Origin of the sequence: Klebsiella sp. LY, from assembly GCF_004010915.1 — a bacterium.
Classification (GTDB): Bacteria; Pseudomonadota; Gammaproteobacteria; order Enterobacterales; family Enterobacteriaceae; genus Klebsiella; species Klebsiella quasipneumoniae.
This window is the reverse complement of record NZ_CP022444.1, coordinates 416,920-434,479: the sequence shown is the minus strand read 5'-3', so window position 1 is coordinate 434,479 and position 17,560 is coordinate 416,920. Positions and strand designations below refer to the sequence as shown.

Below are 17,560 nucleotides of genomic sequence, written 5' to 3'. Positions count from 1 at the left end.
ATGTCGCGTAATACTGAAGCAACAGACGATGTCAAAACCTGGACCGGCGGCCCGCTCAATTATAAAGAGGGCTTTTTCACTCGCCTGCAGACCGATGAGCTGGCCAAAGGCATTAATGAAGAAGTGGTTCGCGCCATCTCCGCCCGCCGCAATGAGCCGCAGTGGATGCTGGAGTTCCGGCTCAATGCCTACCGGGCGTGGCTGGAGATGGAAGAGCCGCACTGGCTGAAGGCGCATTACGATAAGCTGAATTATCAGGATTACAGCTACTATTCCGCCCCCTCCTGCGGCAACTGCGATGAGACCTGCGCCTCCGAGCCCGGCGCGGTGCAGCAGACCGGGGCCAACACCTTTCTGACCAGCGAGGTGGAAGAAGCCTTTAACCAGCTGGGCGTACCGGTGCGCGAAGGGCGCGAGGTGGCGGTGGACGCGATATTCGACTCGGTGTCGGTGGCGACCACCTACCGTGAAAAGCTGGCGGAGCAGGGGATCATCTTCTGCTCTTTCGGCGAGGCGATCCACGATCATCCGGAACTGGTGAAAAAGTATCTGGGTACCGTGGTGCCGGGCAATGACAACTTCTTTGCCGCGCTGAACGCCGCGGTGGCTTCGGATGGCACCTTTATCTATGTGCCGAAGGGCGTCCGCTGTCCGATGGAGCTATCGACCTATTTCCGCATCAACGCCGAAAAGACCGGCCAGTTTGAACGTACCATTCTGGTGGCCGATGAAGGCAGCTACGTCAGCTACATCGAGGGCTGCTCGGCGCCAGTGCGCGACAGCTATCAACTGCACGCCGCGGTGGTGGAGGTCATCATCCATAAAGACGCGGAAGTGAAATACTCCACGGTGCAGAACTGGTTCCCGGGGGACAACAACACCGGAGGGATCCTCAACTTTGTCACCAAGCGCGCTCTGTGCGAAGGGGAGAACAGCAAAATGTCATGGACCCAGTCGGAAACCGGCTCGGCCATCACCTGGAAATACCCCAGCTGCATCCTGCGCGGCGATAACTCGATCGGCGAATTCTTTTCGGTGGCGCTGACCAGCGGCCATCAGCAGGCGGACACCGGCACGAAAATGATCCATATCGGCAAGAACACCCGCTCGACCATCATCTCGAAAGGGATCTCCGCCGGACACAGCCAGAATAGCTATCGCGGGCTGGTCAAAATCATGCCGACCGCCACGAATGCCCGCAACTATACCCAGTGCGATTCAATGCTGATCGGCCCGGACTGTGGGGCGCATACCTTCCCCTATGTCGAATGTCGCAACAACAGCGCTCAGCTGGAACACGAAGCGACCACCTCGCGGATCGGTGAGGACCAGCTGTTCTACTGCCTGCAGCGCGGGATCAGCGAAGACGATGCCATCTCGATGATCGTCAACGGCTTCTGTAAAGACGTCTTCTCCGAACTGCCGCTGGAGTTCGCCGTAGAGGCGCAAAAATTGCTGGCCATTAGCCTTGAGCATAGCGTCGGCTGATAATTAAGGAAAAAAGATGTTAAGTATTCAAGATTTACATGTCGCCGTTGAAGATAAAGCGATCCTGCGCGGGCTGAACCTTGAGGTGCGTCCGGGGGAGGTCCACGCCATTATGGGGCCAAACGGCTCGGGGAAAAGTACGCTTTCGGCCACTCTGGCCGGGCGCGAAGATTACGAGGTCACCGGCGGCAGCGTCGAATTTAAGGGCAAAAACCTGCTGGAGCTCGCCCCGGAAGATCGCGCCGGGGAAGGCATCTTTATGGCCTTCCAGTATCCGGTGGAGATCCCCGGCGTCAGCAACCAGTTCTTCCTGCAGACTGCGCTGAATGCCGTACGGAGCTATCGCGGCCAGGAGCCGCTGGATCGCTTCGATTTCCAGGACCTGATGGAAGAGAAAATTAAGCTGCTGCAGATGCCGGAAGATCTGCTGACCCGTTCGGTGAACGTAGGTTTCTCCGGTGGCGAGAAAAAGCGCAACGACATTCTGCAGATGGCGGTGCTTGAGCCGGAGCTGTGCATTCTCGATGAATCGGATTCCGGGCTGGACATCGATGCTCTGAAAATCGTCTCCCAGGGCGTGAACGCGCTGCGCGACGGCAAACGCGCCTTCATCATCGTCACCCACTATCAGCGCATCCTTGACTATATCAAGCCGGACTATGTCCATGTGCTCTATCAGGGGCGGATTGTGAAGTCGGGGGATTTCACCCTCGTCAAACAGCTGGAGGAGCAGGGCTATGGCTGGCTTACCGAACAGCAGTAACGCGCTGCAGCAGTGGCACCATCTGTTTGAAGCGCAGGGCGACCAGCGTACGCCGGAGGCCAGCCAGCATCTGCAGCAGCTGTTGCGCCTGGGGCTGCCGACGCGCAAGCAGGAGGACTGGAAATACACCCCGCTGGACGCGCTACTTAACGGCCGCTTCGTCGCCGAGGAGGGGGCGTCGCTCAGCGCCGAACAGCGTGACGCGCTGGCGCTGCCGCTGGACGCCTGGCGTCTGGTATTTATCGACGGCCGCTATCATCCTGAGCTGAGCGACGATCTCGCCGCCAGCGGCGTGGAGGTTAGCGTTGATAACCAGCGCCAGCATCTGCCGGATGCCCTGCAGCCGGAAGTGTTTCTCCATCTGACCGAAAGCCTGGCGCAGTCGGTGACCCGCCTTCGCGTGCCGCGCAACCGTCGCCTGGATAAGCCGCTGCTGCTGATGCATATCACCCGCGGCCTGGCCGGCGATGCGCTGAATACCGCCCACTATCGTCACCATCTGACGCTGGAGAGCGGGGCGGAGGCGACGATTGTCGAGCATTACCTCAGTTTCGATGAGCAACCGCACTTCACCGGCGGGCGGCTGACCATGACGGTGGCGGACAACGCACGCCTGCAGCACATCAAGCTGGCGTTCGAGAACGCGCATAGCTACCACTTCGCCCATAACGACCTGCAGCTGGGCCGCGACGCCTCGGCCTTCAGCAGCAGTTTCCTGCTCGGCGGCCAGGTGCTGCGTCACCACACCAGCACGCGTCTGGGCGGCGAAAATAGCGACCTGCGCCTTAATTCGCTGGCGATGCCGGTAAAAAATGAGGTCTGCGACAGCCGCACCTGGCTGGATCACCAGGTGGGGTACTGCACCAGCCGCCAGCTGCACAAAACCATCGTCAGCGATAAGGGCCGGGCGGTGTTTAACGGGCTGATCAACGTCGCGCCGCACGCGCTGAAAACCGACGGGCAGATGACCAACAACAATCTGCTGCTCGGGCGGCTGGCGGAAGTCGACACCAAACCGCAGCTGGAGATTTACGCCGATGACGTGAAATGCAGCCACGGGGCGACGGTCGGGCGCATAGACGAAGAACAGCTGTTCTATCTGCGCTCGCGCGGAATTGAACATCAGGCGGCGCAGCAGATGATCCTCTACGCCTTCGCCGCCGAGCTTACCGAAGCTATCCGCAGCGACGCGCTCAGAGAGCAGGTGCTGGCGCGAATTGGAGAGCGTTTGCCGGGAGGCACAGCATGACATTTTCAGTAGAACGGGTTCGCGCCGATTTTCCGGTGCTGAGCCGGGAGGTCAACGGCCAGCCGCTGGTCTATCTTGACAGCGCCGCCAGCGCCCAGAAACCGGAGGCGGTGATCGGCGCCGAAGCGGAATTCTATCGTCACGGCTACGCGGCGGTGCATCGTGGGATCCATACCCTCAGCGCGGAAGCCACCGCGCGGATGGAAGCGGTGCGCCAGCAGGCGGCCACTTTCCTTAACGCCGGATCGGCGGAGGAGCTGGTATTCGTGCGCGGCACCACCGAGGGCATCAACCTGGTGGCCAACAGCTGGGGAAATGCCAACGTCGGCGCTGGGGATAACATCATCATCAGCGAGATGGAGCACCACGCCAACATCGTACCGTGGCAGATGCTCTGCGCCAGGGTGGGGGCTGAGCTGCGGGTGATTCCCCTCAACCCGGACGGCACCCTGCAGCTGGACGTGGTTCCCGGGCTGTTTGACCAGCGTACCCGCTTGCTGGCGATCACCGAAGTCTCCAATGTGCTGGGCACCGAAAACCCGCTGTCGGCGCTGATTGCCCTTGCGCATCAGCATGGCGCGAAGGTACTGGTGGACGGCGCTCAGGCGGTGATGCACCACCCGGTGGACGTTCAGGCGCTGGGTTGTGATTTTTATGTCTTCTCCACCCACAAATTGTATGGTCCGACCGGGATCGGCGTGCTCTACGCCCGGGCCGAGCTGCTGCAGACCATGGCGCCTTGGGAAGGGGGCGGGTCGATGATCGCCACCGTCAGCCTGACGGAGGGCACCACCTGGAACCAGGCGCCGTGGCGCTTTGAGGCCGGCACGCCGAATACCGGCGGGATCATTGGCCTCGGCGCCGCGTTGAGCTACGTCAGCCAACTGGGACTGACGCAGATCGCCGAATACGAACAGACGCTGATGCGCTACGCGCTGGAGGCCCTGCGCGCGGTGCCGGACCTGATCCTCTACGGTCCGGCGCAGCGCAAAGGGGTGATTGCCTTTAACCTCGGCCAGCATCACGCCTATGACGTCGGCAGCTTCCTCGATAACTACGGGATCGCCGTGCGGACCGGGCACCACTGCGCCATGCCGTTGATGGCCCGCTATCAGGTACCGGCCATGTGTCGGGCGTCGCTGGCCATGTACAATACCACGGAAGAGGTGGACCGCCTGGTGGCTGGCCTCCAGCGGATCCACAAACTATTAGGGTAAAGGACGTGACGATGACGGCATTACCGGACAAAGATAAACTGTTGCGCAATTTTAGCCGTTGCGCCAACTGGGAAGAGAAGTATCTCTATATCATTGAGCTGGGCCAGCGGCTGGCGCCGCTGAGCGACGCGGAGCACAGCCCGCAGAATATTATTCAGGGCTGTCAAAGCCAGGTATGGATCGTGATGGCGCAGGATCCTTCCGGCGTTGTCACCCTGCGCGGCGACAGCGATGCGGCGATTGTCAAAGGGCTGATTGCGGTGGTGTTTATCCTTTATGACCGGATGACCGCCCAGGACATCGTCGAGTTCGACGTCCGCCCGTGGTTTGAAAAAATGGCTCTCACCCAGCATCTTACCCCCTCCCGCTCGCAGGGCCTCGAAGCCATGATCCGCGCGATACGCGCGAAAGCCGCAAATATTAGCTAGAATAAACAGGTAGATTTCATTCTGTTACGTCCGGCAGGGCGCTGACCCTGCCGCCGTTCAGTCTCCTGGCGTTTTATCAGCGAAAGAAGGAATCTCAGTATGAAACGCAAAACGATGATCACCTTAGCCCTTCTCAGCGCCCTTGGCGCTTCCCCGGCCGCCTGGGCCGTCGACTACCCGCTGCCTCCGGCTAACAGCCGGCTGATTGGCCAGAACCAGTACTGGACGGTTCAGGAGAGCGATCGCAACCTGCAGGCGATTGCCCGCCATTTCGATACCGCGGCGATGCTGATCCTCGAAGCCAACGATACCATTGCGCCGGTGCAGCCGAAGCCCGGGACCCAGGTGCTGATCCCTTCGCAGATGCTGCTGCCTGACGTGCCGCGGGAGGGGATTGTCGTCAACCTCGCGGAGCTGCGGCTGTACTACTTCCCGCCGGGAGAGAATCAGGTCCAGGTTTATCCCCTGGGCATCGGCCAGTTAGGACTGGAAACCCCGGAGATGACCACCCGAGTCGGGCAGAAGATCCCTAACCCGACCTGGACACCCACCGCCGGCATCCGTGCGCGCTCGCTGGAGAAAGGGGTGACGCTGCCGGCGGTGGTGCCGGCCGGGCCGAATAACCCGCTGGGTCGCTATGCGCTGCGTCTGGCCTACGGTAACGGCGAATATCTCATCCACGGGACTAACGCCCCGGACAGCGTTGGGCTGCGCGTCAGCTCGGGCTGTATGCGGATGAACGCTGATGACATCAAGGCGCTGTTCAGTCAGGTGAAAACCGGGACGCCGGTGCGGATCATCAATCAGCCGGTGAAGTTTGCCGTCGAACCGGATGGTAAACGCTACGTAGAGGTCCACAGGCCGCTGTCGCAGACGGAAGGGGAAAACACCCGGACCATCGCTTACACGCTGCCAGCGGCGTTTCACGCCTTCGCAGAGGATAAAGCGGTGGATGACCAGCAGTTGAAAAAAGCGATGTCGAGAAGGGCGGGCTATCCGGTGGTGGTATCGACGGGGGCGGGGAGCGCGGCGACGTCGCTGTCGGCGCAGAACAGTTCGTCTGATAACGGCCTGCTCACCCAGTAGCCGTCAGCGCGAGGGCAAAAAAAATGGCGCACTGAGTGCGCCATTTTTATTACCAGAACTCTTACTTACGGTAAGAGTGAGCCTGGTTGTCCAGACGCTGGTTAGCGCGAGCTGCGTCGTCTTTAGCAGCCTGAACGTCGGAACGCATTGCGTTCACGTCGTTGCTCAGCTGGTCAACTTTAGCGTTCAGAGTCTGAACGTCAGAAGACAGCTGATCGATTTTAGCATTGCTGGAGCAACCAGCCAGCAGAGTAGAACCCAGGATTACCGCGCCCAGTACCAGTTTAGTACGATTCATTATTAATACCCTCTAGATTGAGTTAATCTCCATGTAGCGTTACAAGTATTACACAAACTTTTTTGGGATGAGAATATTTTTTTTACCTGAACGCACTTATTTTTGATCGTTCGCTCAAAGAAGCATCGAATTGGTCAAAATCGCTGAAAAAGGCGAGTGAAAACAGCGCGCTTCCATCGGATTCATCTTAGATAATCTCTTATTAAATAGTAAATTCCGATTTGCATTTTTAATAGGAAGAGCTAGCCGGTGAATAAAAAAAAAGCGCCCCGAGAGGCGCTTTATTAAAAAAAACCAATTAACCTGTAAATTATTACAGCACGTGCACGGAAGCGGTATTAGTGGTGCCGCTCGGGACTAATGCGCCAGAGACCATCACCACCACGTCGCCTTTGCGCGCGAGGCCGCTCTTCAGCGCCAGATCTTTGCCCAGGTGATAGAAGTCATCAGTAGAGGCAATCTCTGTCACCAGCTGCGGCACAACGCCTTTGCTCAGCACCAGCTGGCGAGCGGTGGTTTCGTTGGTGGTCAGCGCCAGGATGGTGGCATCCGGGAAATATTTGCGCACAGCGCGTGCGGATTTACCGCCCTGGGTGGCGACGACGATCAGCGGCGCTTCCAGTTTCTCAGCGGTTTCTACCGCGCCGCGGCACACCGCTTCGGTGATGCGCAGTTTACGGTTGTCGTTGTTGAAATCCAGACGGCTGGTCATGACGCGGTCGGTACGTTCGCAGATAGTCGCCATGATGGTGACCGCTTCCAGCGGGTATTTACCTTTCGCGGATTCGCCGGACAGCATCACCGCATCGGTGCCGTCGAGGATGGCGTTGGCCACGTCGCCGGCTTCAGCGCGGGTCGGACGCGGGTTCTTGATCATGGAGTCAAGCATCTGGGTGGCGGTGATAACCACTTTGCGCGCGCGGATACATTTTTCGATGATCATTTTCTGCGCGAAGATAACTTCTTCAACCGGGATCTCAACGCCCATGTCGCCACGAGCAACCATGATGCCGTCAGAGGCTTCGAGGATTTCGTCGAAGTTGTTCAGGCCTTCCTGGTTTTCGATTTTGGAGATGATCTGGATATTTTCGCCACCGTGGGCTTTCAGGTGCTCACGGATCTCGACGACGTCGGAACGCTTACGGATGAAGGAGGCCGCGACGAAGTCCACGCCCTGTTCGCAACCGAAGATCAGATCCTGTTTGTCTTTTTCCGCCAGCGCCGGCAGGGCGATGGAGACGCCCGGCAGGTTCACGCCTTTGTTCTCGCCAAGGTCGCCGTTGTTCAGCACTTTACAGATAACTTTGTTGCCTTCGATCGCGGTCACTTCCATGCCGATCAGGCCATCGTCCACCAGAACGGTGTTGCCGACGCTCAGGTCAGAGGTGAAGCCTTCATAGGTTACCGCTACGATTTCGCTGTTGCCGATAACGGATTTATCGGTGGTGAAGGTGAAAGTCTGGCCCGCTTTCAGGGAGACGTCGTTGCCGCCTTCCAGCTTGATGGTACGAATTTCCGGTCCTTTGGTGTCCAGCAGAATAGCGGCTTTCTTACCGGTTTTGCTCATCACATTGCGCAGGTTCTGGATGCGCTGACCGTGTTCCGCATAGTCACCGTGAGAGAAGTTCAGACGCATCACGTTCATGCCGGCTTCCAGCATTTTGGTCAGCATCTCTTCAGATTCGGTTTTCGGACCGATGGTGCAAACAATTTTGGTCTTTTTCATGACAGTTTTAGTCTTTAAGTTGTGAAGGATATGGAATTCTCGCTCCGCGGGCGCACTGCCGGGGAGCCAAACCTGTATTACGAAAGTTGCTAAGCCACGCCCTAAGGATAGGTGACAACCCTGAAGCGTGCAGAAGAATGTGTGCTGGCGGTTCAGCCCATGAAATGTGGCAAGGTGTTATGCGTTTTATCATGCAGTCCAATGCGCTGAAACCATTCAAGAAAGAATCGAAGCGCATTATACGCTGCCGAAATCAAAAAGGAAAATAAAAACCTCGTTTCAAATTATGGACAAAACGCGTAACAAAACCGGCACGTTATGCATAAAACTACGCAACACAATATTTCATCAGGCGGCATGAAAAGGGGCGTAAGAAAGGGATTTTACTGACATCATGAGGCGCTAAAATACCCCATTGAGCCGTTAACGGTGGGATGATTTGCGTTGTCGGAAAAATCTATCAATAATGATTTGATTGATAATGAGAAAATGCGAGCCAGACTCAATGGGAAATAAAGCGAAAGACGACGAGCTGTACCAGGAAATGTGCCGCGTGGTGGGCAAAGTGGTGCTGGAGATGCGTGACCTTGGTCAGGAGCCGAAACACATTGTCATCGCCGGCGTGTTGCGCACCTCGCTGGCGAACAGCAAAATCCAGCGTTCACCGCTCACCGAGGAGGCGATGGCGAAGGTCATTCATGCCCTCTCCGGACACTGACGCCTTTCGCCGGCGGGTCAGGAAATCACAAAGCGGACCACCGCCCGGACGGCAATGTCGCAGTGGTGGGCCACCATCGCTTCATCGTCAATGGCGGGCAGCGGATCGTCAAGGTACAGACTGCTGAAGGTGTAGAAATTCGACACCTGATAAAAGCTGAAGCTGCTGATCAACCGGTGGACATCGCGCGCTTCCAGCCCCGCCTGAAAGACGCCCTGCTGTTGGCCGCGTTGCAAAATGTCTTCCAGAATCGACAGGGCGGTTCGATTCAGCGGCTTCAGATCCCCTGAGGTCTTCAGCCACTTGCCGCGCTGCATGTTCTCCATGCAAATCACCCGCATATAGTCCGCATGGGTGGCGTGATAGCGCACGCTCCAGCGCACCAGCCGCACCAGCGCCTCTACCGGCGGCACATTCTCCAGCCCCAACTGCTGCTCGGTTTCGCGGATCCGCGCATACACATGCTGCAGCACCTCCTGATAGAGCTGCTCTTTGCTTTTGAAGTAGTAGACCACCATGCGCTTGGTAGTCTGCGCCTCGGTGGCGATCTGCTCCATGCGGGCGCCTGATAGCCCGTGTTCGGCAAAGACGGCGATAGCGGCGCTGAAGATCCGCTCCTTCAGAGATTGTGCTTCATCATGAGCAACGACGGTCATGGCAACTCCTTTTTCTTGGGTGACAAAAAATACACATAATGATCACAATTTAGCAACCTGCTATGGCGTAAATGAACCAAATGATACATATTCAAGACTCACGTCAGCTATTGACCCGAGGACCTTATGCTGCGCTCTATCGCCACCGTTTCGATTTCCGGCACCCTGCCAGAGAAGCTGCACGCTATTGCGGCGGCGGGCTATCAGGGTGTGGAAATTTTCGAGAACGATCTGCTCTATTATACGGGGACGCCGGCGGAAATCCGCCAGCTGGCCGCCGATTTAGGGTTAAAAATCACGCTTTTTCAACCCTTTCGCGATTTTGAAGGCGCCAGCCGGGCGCAGTTTGCGGCCAATATGACCCGCGCCAGACGCAAATTTGCGCTGATGCGCGAGCTGGGCTGCGACACGCTGCTGTTGTGCAGCAATGTGCAGCCGGACTGCTCGGCGGATAGCGAACTGCAGGTGGCGGACCTGCGGGCGCTGGCCACGTTGGCGGAAGAGGAGGGGATCGTAATCGGCTATGAGGCGCTGGCCTGGGGAACCCATGTGAACCGCTGGCATCAGGCCTGGGAGCGGGTGCAGCAGGTGGACAGCCCGGCGCTGGGCCTGGTGCTCGACAGCTTCCATATCCTGGCCCGGGGCGACACCCTCGACGCGCTGCCATCGGTGCCGGTGGAGAAAATCACCTTCGTTCAGCTCGCCGATGCGCCGTATATGAAAATGGATCTCCTGGAGTGGAGTCGCCATTTCCGCTGCTTCCCCGGGCAGGGGGAGCTGCCGCTGGAGGCGTTTGCCGAGCAGATCACCCGCTGCGGCTATCGCGGTCCCTGGTCGCTGGAGATCTTTAATGACGGTTTTCGCGCCTCGCCAAACGGCGCGACGGCCAAAGATGGTTATCGTTCGCTGCTGTGGCTGGAGGAGCAGACTCGACGCCGGCTCCCGGCGTGCGATGCCGATCTGTTTTCACCGCCGCCGTTGCCGAATTATCACGGGCTGGAGTTTATTGAATTCGCCGCCAGCGTCGCCGAGGCGCAGCGCCTGGGGCAGCATCTGCAGGCTTTGGGTTTTCAGCACGAGGGAAGCCACCGCTCCAAACAGGTCACGCTGTGGCGCAACGGCGGGGCGCGGATCGTGATTAACCATCAGCCCCACAGCTGGGCCGATCACTTTTATCAACGCCATGGGGTATCGCTCTGTGCGATGGCGCTGCGGGTCGACAGCAGTGCGCCGATTGTCGCTCGCGCCCGCGCGCTGGGGTATGCCACCTGGCAGGGCGACGCCGGGCCGAACGAGACGCCGATCCCGGCGATCTGCGCCCCTGACGGCAGCCTGGTCTATCTGATCGACGCCGGAGAGGCGATCTACGAGCGCGATTTTCTCCTGCGCGACGGTTTGACGGTGCGCGAAGATTACCTCGGTATCGACCATCTGGCGCTGGGGATGGAGGCAGACAGCCGCGACAACTGGGTGATGTTCTTCCGCACGGTGTTTGGCTTTACCCTTGAACATGAGCAGACGCTGCCGGACCCCTATGGACTGGTGCGCAGTCTGGCAGTGCGCAGCCCGCAGGGCGATATCCGCCTGGCGCTGAATATCTCCCAGAGCCGGGCGACGCAGATCGCCCGATCGGTCGCCTGCTACCAGGGGGCAGGGCTGCAGCATGCCGCCTTTGCCTGCCGCGATCTGCCGGCCACCTGCGACCAGCTCGCCGCGGTTGCCGGCCATGCGCTGCCGATCCCGGCCAATTACTATGACGATCTGCTGGCGCGTTTTGGCGGCGAGTTGGACGTCGGGCAGCTCCAGCGGCGGCAGCTTCTCTACGACCGCGATCCGCAGGGCGGGGCGTTCCTGCACCTGTATACCCGGCCCTTCACCGCCGGGCGCTTCTTCTTTGAATTAACCGAACGACGGGCAGGCTACGCGCTCTATGGCGCGGCGAATGCGGCCGTCCGCCTGGCGGCGATGCAGTATTGTTAGCCTGAATCAAATGGTTCATTATGCCTGAAACACAATAACAACACCCTCTGTACCCGAGACAGGAACTGACTATGAGCTCATATAGCCCTAACCCGACGGCTGCCGCCCAGCCGGCCGTCACCGCGCGCCGCTCCCGGCGGCGCATCGGCATTCTTGCGCTGCTGGCCATCGGCACCATGATCAACTACCTCGACCGCACCGTGCTGGGGATCGCCGCCCCAAAGCTCACCGCTGAGCTGGGGATCGATCCAGCGATCATGGGGATACTTTTCTCCGCTTTCGCCTGGACCTACGCCCTGGCGCAAATCCCCGGCGGGCTGTTTCTTGACCGCTTTGGCAACAAAGTCACCTATTTTCTGTCGCTGACCCTGTGGTCGCTCTTTACCCTGTTCCACGGCATGGCGGTGGGGCTGAAAACGCTGCTGCTGTGCCGTTTCGGGCTTGGCGTCAGCGAAGCGCCGTGCTTTCCGGTCAATAGCCGGGTGGTCAGCGCCTGGTTCCCGCAGCAGGAGCGCGCGAAGGCCACGGCGGTGTACACCGTGGGGGAGTATCTTGGGCTGGCCTGCTTTGCCCCGCTGCTGTTCTGGATCATGGATGGCTTCGGCTGGCGGGTGCTGTTCGTCAGCGTCGGCGCGGTTGGCATTCTGTTTGCCCTGGTGTGGTGGCGCTGCTACCGCGAACCGCATGAAGATCCTCGTCTCAGCCAGCAGGAGCGTGAGCATATCGAAAACGGCGGCGGCCTGAGCGCCCCGACGGACCAGCAGGTGGCGTTCAGCTGGCCGCTGGTCCGCCAGCTGCTGAGCAAACGCCAGATCATCGGCGCCAGCATCGGTCAGTTTGCCGGCAATACCGTGCTGGTGTTCTTTCTCACCTGGTTCCCGACCTGGCTGGCCACCGAACGCCATATGCCGTGGCTGAAGGTCGGTTTCTTTTCCATCCTGCCGTTTGTCGCCGCCGCCGGTGGGGTGATGTTTGGCGGCTGGATCTCCGACAAGCTGCTCAAAGCCACCGGGTCGGCCAACCTGGGGCGTAAGCTGCCGATCGTCGCTGGCCTGCTGATGGCCAGCTGTATCATCTCCGCCAACTGGCTGCAGAGTGACCTGGCGGTGATCCTGGTGATGTCGTTTGCCTTTTTTGGCCAGGGGATGGTGGGCCTCGGCTGGACGCTGATCTCCGACATCGCCCCGAAGGGGCTGGGCGGACTTACCGGTGGCCTGTTCAACTTTTGCGCCAACCTCGCGGGGATCCTCACCCCGCTGGTGATCGGCTTTATCGTCGCCGGGTTCGGCAATTTCTTCTACGCGTTGATCTACATCGGCGGCGCCGCGCTGCTGGGTGTGGTGGCCTATCTGTTTATCCTCGGCGACGTCAAACGTATCGAGTTATCGCAGTAAACAAAGGAGCAAGGCATGGTGATTAGTGGGAATACGCGGCTGATAGCGCATCTTGGCTATCCGACCGCCAGTTTTAAGGCGCCGATGATCTACAACCCGTGGTTTGTCGACCAGCAGGTGGACGTGAAGGTGGTGCCGATGGGGGTCAAACCGGAGGACTATGCCGCGTTTATTCCGCCGCTGTTTACGATGACCAATATCATCGGCGCGCTGGTGACGATGCCACATAAAATCACCACCTGCGAGCTGGTGCAGCGCCTGAGCCCGACGGCGGCTATCGCCGGCGCCTGTAACGCCATCCGTCGCGAGGCGGACGGCAGCCTCTCCGGGGACATGTTCGATGGTGACGGCTTTGTGCTGGGCCTGCGCCGCAAAGGATTTCATCCTGAGGGGACGCGGGCGCTGGTGGTCGGCAACGGCGGAGTGGGGTCGGCTATCGCCGCCTCTCTCGCGGCGGCAGGGGTTAGCGCTCTGACCCTGTACGATACCCGACCGGAGGTGGCGCACGCTCTCGCCGGACGGCTGCATCAGCACTATCCGCAGCTCGATATCACCCTGATGCAGCGCGATCCGGCCGGACACGAGCTGGTGGTTAACGCCACGCCGCTGGGGATGAAGGTCAGCGATCCGCTGCCGCTGGACGTGGACCGTCTGGCGCCTGGCACCTGGGTGGGGGAGGTGGTGATGACCCAGGAGTATACCCCGCTGCTGAGGGCCGCCCAGGCGCGACAGTGCCCCATCCAGCGCGGGACCGACATGCTGTTTGAAATGATCCCCGCCTATCTGCGCTTTTTCGACCTGCCGGTAGCCACCCCGGAACAGCTCCGGGCGCTGGCGGAAATTCGCTACTGACGCGACGCCCATCCGGCCGCACCGCGCAGTGTGGCCGGGTTTATCATCACGTTATCTGCAGGCGGTTTCTCACATGCCAGCGGACGTTCAGAGCATTTCGTACCACACTTCTTGATCCTCCATGCGCGCCTCTATCTGGCCCGCCACCCTCTGCAGCGTAGAGAGATGCTTGTGCGCCGCCTGCTCAATGGTCATGGCGCTGGCGATATAGACCAGGTTGAGGCAGCCGATGACCCGCTGCTGGCTGCAGACCGGCACGGCGATAGAGGCGATTTTCTCCTCCTGCCGCCAGCCGCGGTAGTTTTCTCCATAGCCGTTCTGGCGGGTGCGGGCGAGGATTGCCGCCAGCCGTTCCGGTTCGCGGGCCAGCTGATACTCCGCCTCCGGACGGGCGGCCAGCATGCTGAGAATGGCGTCGCGCTCCGCGTCGGGAGCAAAGGCCAGCCACGTCAGACCGGAGGCGGTGAGCAGCAGCGGCAGTCGCCGTCCGACCATCGCCCGGTGAAACGACAGCCGACTGAAACGGTGGGTGGTTTCGCGCACCACCATGGCGTCGACGTCGAGGGTGGTGATGTCCGTCGGCCACTGTACTTCGCGCAGCAGCTCGCCGAGCAGCGGCGTGGCGAGGGCAGAAATCCAATGTTCGTCACGAAATCCGTCGCTCAGCTGGCGGACGTTAATGGTCAGACGAAAGCTGTCATCGGAGCGGCTGCGGCGGACAAAACCCTCCTCCTGTAGCGTCTCCAGCAGCCGGCGCACGGTGGTGCGATGCAGGCCGCTAAACTCCGCCAGCAGGCCCGGCGTCGCGCCGCCGTCGAATTTATTTAACAATTTTAATAACAATAAACCCCGGCTTAATCCGCGCACCGTTTTGTACGCTGTGGACCCATCGTCATGCATCAAACCCTCCTGAAAACGCTTTATAAACAGCGCTGTGCACCTGGTGCACATTCGATGATGTTTTGATTGTAGCCGAAAACCCCCGCCCTATACTCAGCCCATTATAAAAATACGTTTACACATGATTAACAAATGGCCTGCCGGTCTGGCCGTTTCCGAGTCGTGAGGTCGCTGAGAATGACAACATCTACACCCGATATTCAACCCGCCGTGCAGCATACCGCCCAGGTCGCCATCGCCGGCGCCGGTCCGGTAGGCCTGATGATGGCCAACTACCTTGGCCAGATGGGCATCAGCGTGCTGCTGGTGGAAAAGCTCGACAAACTGATCGATTACCCGCGGGCCATCGGTATTGACGACGAATCGCTGCGGGCGATGCAGGCGGTGGGGCTGGTGGATGACGTGCTGCCGCACACCACGCCGTGGCACGCCATGCGCTTTCTGACCCCGAAGGGCCGCTGCTTTGCCGACATCCAGCCGATGACCGATGAGTTTGGCTGGTCGCGGCGCAACGCCTTTATCCAGCCGCAGGTGGATGCGGTGATGTATCAAGGCCTGCAGCGTTTCCCACAGGTCCGTTGCCTCTTCTCCCGCGAGGTGGAAGCCTTTAGTCAGAACAGTGACAGTGTCACGTTAAATATCAAAGGGCCGGACGGCGAGCGGGAGACGGTGCGCGCGGACTGGCTGGTGGCCTGCGACGGCGGCGCCAGCTTTATTCGCCGTACGCTGAACGTCCCCTTTGAAGGCAAGACCGCGCCGAATCAGTGGATCGTCATCGATATTGCCAACGACCCGCTGGCCACCCCGCACGTCTATCTGTGCTGCGACCCGGTGCGGCCCTATGTTTCCGCTGCGCTGCCACACGGCGTGCGCCGCTTTGAATTTATGGTGATGCCCGGGGAAACCGAAGCCCAGCTCAGCGAGCCGCACAATATGCGCCGCCTGCTGAGCAAAGTGCTACCGGACCCGGATCGCGTCGAACTGATCCGCCAGCGGGTCTACACCCATAACGCGCGCCTTGCCGAGCGCTTTCGCATTGACCGGGTGCTGCTGGCCGGCGACGCCGCGCACATCATGCCGGTCTGGCAGGGCCAGGGATACAACAGTGGCATGCGCGACGCCTTCAACCTGGCGTGGAAGCTGGCGCTGGTGGTCAACGGCAAAGCGGGAGAGGCGCTGCTTGACAGCTACCAGCAGGAGCGTCGCGACCACGCGAAGGCGATGATTGACCTGTCGGTGACCGCCGGCCACGTGCTGGCGCCGCCGAAGCGCTGGCAGGGGGCCGTGCGCGATGGCCTCTCGTGGCTGCTGAACTACCTGCCGCCGGTGAAACGTTACTTCCTCGAAATGCGCTTTAAGCCGATGCCGCAGTATCGCGAGGGGGCGCTGCTGACCGATGGCGCAGATAAATCTTCGCCGGTGGGCAAAATGTTTATTCAACCGCAGGTGACGCTGGAGAATGGCGAGAGCCTCCTGCTCGACGAGGTTATCGGGGCGAATTTCGCCATTATCGGCTGGGGCTGCAACCCGCAGTGGGGGCTCGACGCCGGGCAGATCGCTCGCTGGCGCGCGATAGGGGTGCGCTTTATTCAGGTGGTGCCGGAGGTGCAGATCCACCGCGAGCAGGATAACGCTCCGGGCACGCTGCGGGTGGGGGATAAGCAAAACCGACTGAAGAGCTGGTTTGCGCAACATCATACCGCCATCGCCGTGGTCAGGCCGGACCGCTTTGTCGCCGCCCTCGCTATCCCGCAAACCCTCGGCGCGCAGCTGACCGCCCTGGCGGAAAAAATGACCCTCGCAGCCGGGGATACCGCCCACGCTGAAGAGAAGGTGGCCTGATATGCATGCCTATCTGCACTGTCTGTCGCACACCCCGCTGGTGGGATTCGTTGACCCGGAGCAGGCGGTCCTTGATGAGGTCAACGGGGTGATTGCCGACGCCCGGCGGCGGATCGCTGAATTCGATCCCGAACTGGTGGTGCTCTTCGCCCCCGATCACTACAACGGTTTTTTCTATGACGTGATGCCGCCGTTCTGCCTCGGCGTCGGCGCCACCGCCATCGGCGACTTCGCCAGCGCCGCCGGCGACCTGCCGGTGCCCACCGAGCTGGCGGAAGCCTGCGCTCACGCCGTGCTCAACAGCGGTATCGACCTGGCGGTGTCGTACAACATGCAGGTGGACCATGGCTTCGCCCAGCCGCTGGAGTTTTTGCTGGGTGGGCTGGATCGCCTGCCGGTGCTGCCGGTGTTTATTAACGGCGTCGCCGCGCCGCTACCGGGTTTTCAACGCACCCGGCAGCTTGGCGAGGCGATGGGCCGCTTCCTCAACACCCTCAATAAGCGGGTGCTGATCCTCGGATCTGGCGGGCTGTCGCACCAGCCGCCGGTGCCGGAGCTGGCGAAGGCCGACGCCCATCTGCGCCACCGCCTGCTCGGCAGCGGCAAACAGCTGCCGCCGGACGAACGCGAGCTGCGCCAGCAGCGGGTGATCAGCGCCGCCCGCCGGTTTACCGAGGACCCGCGCTCGCTCCATCCCCTTAATCCGGTGTGGGACAACCGCTTTATGAGCCTGCTGGAGCAGGGGCGGCTGAGCGAACTGGACGCGATCGGCAACGACGAGCTGTCGGCGATGGCCGGCAAATCGACGCACGAAATTAAGACCTGGGTGGCCGCCTTTGCCGCGCTATCCGCTTTTGGCCGCTGGCGTAGCGAAGGCCGCTATTACCGGCCGATCCCCGAGTGGATCGCCGGATTCGGCTCGCTGAGCGCCACCACCGAGATTTGATTAACCGGGAGACTAAC

General features: G+C 60.3%; 17 protein-coding genes. 13 read left to right on the top strand and 4 right to left on the bottom strand.

Annotated elements, in window-relative coordinates:
• The 6 genes from sufB (at position 1) to ldtE (ending at position 6,231) form a co-directional block, all read left to right on the top strand.
• Positions 1-1,488: a Fe-S cluster assembly protein SufB gene (gene sufB, locus CE636_RS04930; RefSeq protein ID WP_002908877.1), complete on the top strand. Its 1,488-nt coding sequence runs from the start codon at positions 1-3 to the stop codon at positions 1,486-1,488.
• A 16-nt stretch (positions 1,489-1,504) separates the two neighbouring features.
• The gene (sufC, locus tag CE636_RS04925) at positions 1,505-2,251 is read left to right on the top strand and encodes a Fe-S cluster assembly ATPase SufC (RefSeq protein ID WP_004203085.1); all 747 of its coding nucleotides are present in this window, start codon (positions 1,505-1,507) and stop codon (positions 2,249-2,251) included.
• Positions 2,226-3,500 (top strand): Fe-S cluster assembly protein SufD, encoded by a 1,275-nt coding sequence (gene sufD, locus CE636_RS04920; RefSeq protein ID WP_017900848.1) that lies wholly within the window; start codon positions 2,226-2,228, stop codon positions 3,498-3,500. The genes sufC and sufD overlap by 26 nt, the downstream gene beginning before the upstream one ends.
• The gene (gene sufS / locus CE636_RS04915) at positions 3,497-4,717 is read left to right on the top strand and encodes a cysteine desulfurase SufS (RefSeq protein WP_017900847.1); all 1,221 of its coding nucleotides are present in this window, start codon (positions 3,497-3,499) and stop codon (positions 4,715-4,717) included. The genes sufD and sufS overlap by 4 nt, the downstream gene beginning before the upstream one ends.
• 11 nt (positions 4,718-4,728) lie before the next feature.
• Positions 4,729-5,145, top strand: a complete 417-nt coding sequence (gene sufE, locus CE636_RS04910) for a cysteine desulfuration protein SufE (RefSeq protein ID WP_004203081.1) — start codon at positions 4,729-4,731, stop codon at positions 5,143-5,145.
• Between the two features lie 99 nt (positions 5,146-5,244).
• Entirely contained in the window at positions 5,245-6,231 is a 987-nt protein-coding gene (gene ldtE, locus CE636_RS04905) for a L,D-transpeptidase LdtE (protein WP_017900846.1), read from the top strand.
• Positions 6,232-6,292: 61 nt separating this feature from the next.
• On the opposite strand, the gene CE636_RS04900 is transcribed toward ldtE, so the two are convergent.
• Both CE636_RS04900 and pykF read right to left on the bottom strand, forming a co-directional pair.
• Positions 6,293-6,529, bottom strand: a complete 237-nt coding sequence (locus CE636_RS04900; protein ID WP_002908860.1) for a major outer membrane lipoprotein — start codon at positions 6,527-6,529, stop codon at positions 6,293-6,295.
• Between the two features lie 313 nt (positions 6,530-6,842).
• Positions 6,843-8,255 carry a pyruvate kinase PykF gene (gene pykF, locus CE636_RS04895; protein ID WP_004203076.1) on the bottom strand — a complete coding sequence of 471 codons (1,413 nt, stop codon included), beginning with the start codon at positions 8,253-8,255 and terminating at the stop codon, positions 6,843-6,845.
• A 137-nt stretch (positions 8,256-8,392) separates the two neighbouring features.
• Between pykF and CE636_RS28540 the strand changes: the two genes are divergently transcribed.
• Positions 8,393-8,524, top strand: a complete 132-nt coding sequence (locus CE636_RS28540; protein WP_004217210.1) for a hypothetical protein — start codon at positions 8,393-8,395, stop codon at positions 8,522-8,524.
• A gap of 236 nt (positions 8,525-8,760) precedes the next feature.
• Positions 8,761-8,973, top strand: a complete 213-nt coding sequence (fumD, locus tag CE636_RS04890; protein WP_004203074.1) for a fumarate hydratase FumD — start codon at positions 8,761-8,763, stop codon at positions 8,971-8,973.
• A gap of 17 nt (positions 8,974-8,990) precedes the next feature.
• Here fumD and CE636_RS04885 read toward each other — a convergent pair whose 3' ends face one another.
• Complete coding sequence (locus tag CE636_RS04885; RefSeq protein WP_017900845.1) at positions 8,991-9,629, bottom strand: TetR/AcrR family transcriptional regulator; 639 nt, start codon at positions 9,627-9,629, stop codon at positions 8,991-8,993.
• A 126-nt stretch (positions 9,630-9,755) separates the two neighbouring features.
• Here CE636_RS04885 and CE636_RS04880 point away from each other — a divergent pair, with 126 nt between their 5' ends.
• The 3 genes from CE636_RS04880 to CE636_RS04870 all read left to right on the top strand — a co-directional run bounded on the left by CE636_RS04880 (position 9,756) and on the right by CE636_RS04870 (position 13,855).
• Positions 9,756-11,609, top strand: a complete 1,854-nt coding sequence (locus CE636_RS04880; protein ID WP_017900844.1) for a bifunctional sugar phosphate isomerase/epimerase/4-hydroxyphenylpyruvate dioxygenase family protein — start codon at positions 9,756-9,758, stop codon at positions 11,607-11,609.
• Positions 11,610-11,680: 71 nt separating this feature from the next.
• On the top strand, positions 11,681-13,003 hold the full coding sequence (locus CE636_RS04875; protein WP_004203068.1) for an MFS transporter: 1,323 nt from the start codon (positions 11,681-11,683) through the stop codon (positions 13,001-13,003).
• Between the two features lie 15 nt (positions 13,004-13,018).
• Positions 13,019-13,855 (top strand): shikimate dehydrogenase family protein, encoded by an 837-nt coding sequence (locus CE636_RS04870; protein ID WP_017901287.1) that lies wholly within the window; start codon positions 13,019-13,021, stop codon positions 13,853-13,855.
• A gap of 87 nt (positions 13,856-13,942) precedes the next feature.
• On the opposite strand, the gene CE636_RS04865 is transcribed toward CE636_RS04870, so the two are convergent.
• Positions 13,943-14,755, bottom strand: a complete 813-nt coding sequence (locus tag CE636_RS04865; protein ID WP_017901286.1) for a DNA-binding transcriptional regulator — start codon at positions 14,753-14,755, stop codon at positions 13,943-13,945.
• 177 nt (positions 14,756-14,932) lie between these two features.
• Here CE636_RS04865 and CE636_RS04860 point away from each other — a divergent pair, with 177 nt between their 5' ends.
• A complete protein-coding gene (locus CE636_RS04860) occupies positions 14,933-16,597 on the top strand; it encodes a bifunctional 3-(3-hydroxy-phenyl)propionate/3-hydroxycinnamic acid hydroxylase (RefSeq protein ID WP_017901285.1) in 1,665 nt (554 codons plus the stop codon).
• A gap of 1 nt (position 16,598) precedes the next feature.
• On the top strand, positions 16,599-17,543 hold the full coding sequence (mhpB, locus tag CE636_RS04855; protein WP_017901284.1) for a 2,3-dihydroxyphenylpropionate/2,3-dihydroxicinnamic acid 1,2-dioxygenase: 945 nt from the start codon (positions 16,599-16,601) through the stop codon (positions 17,541-17,543).
• The last annotated feature ends 17 nt before the right edge of the window (positions 17,544-17,560 follow it).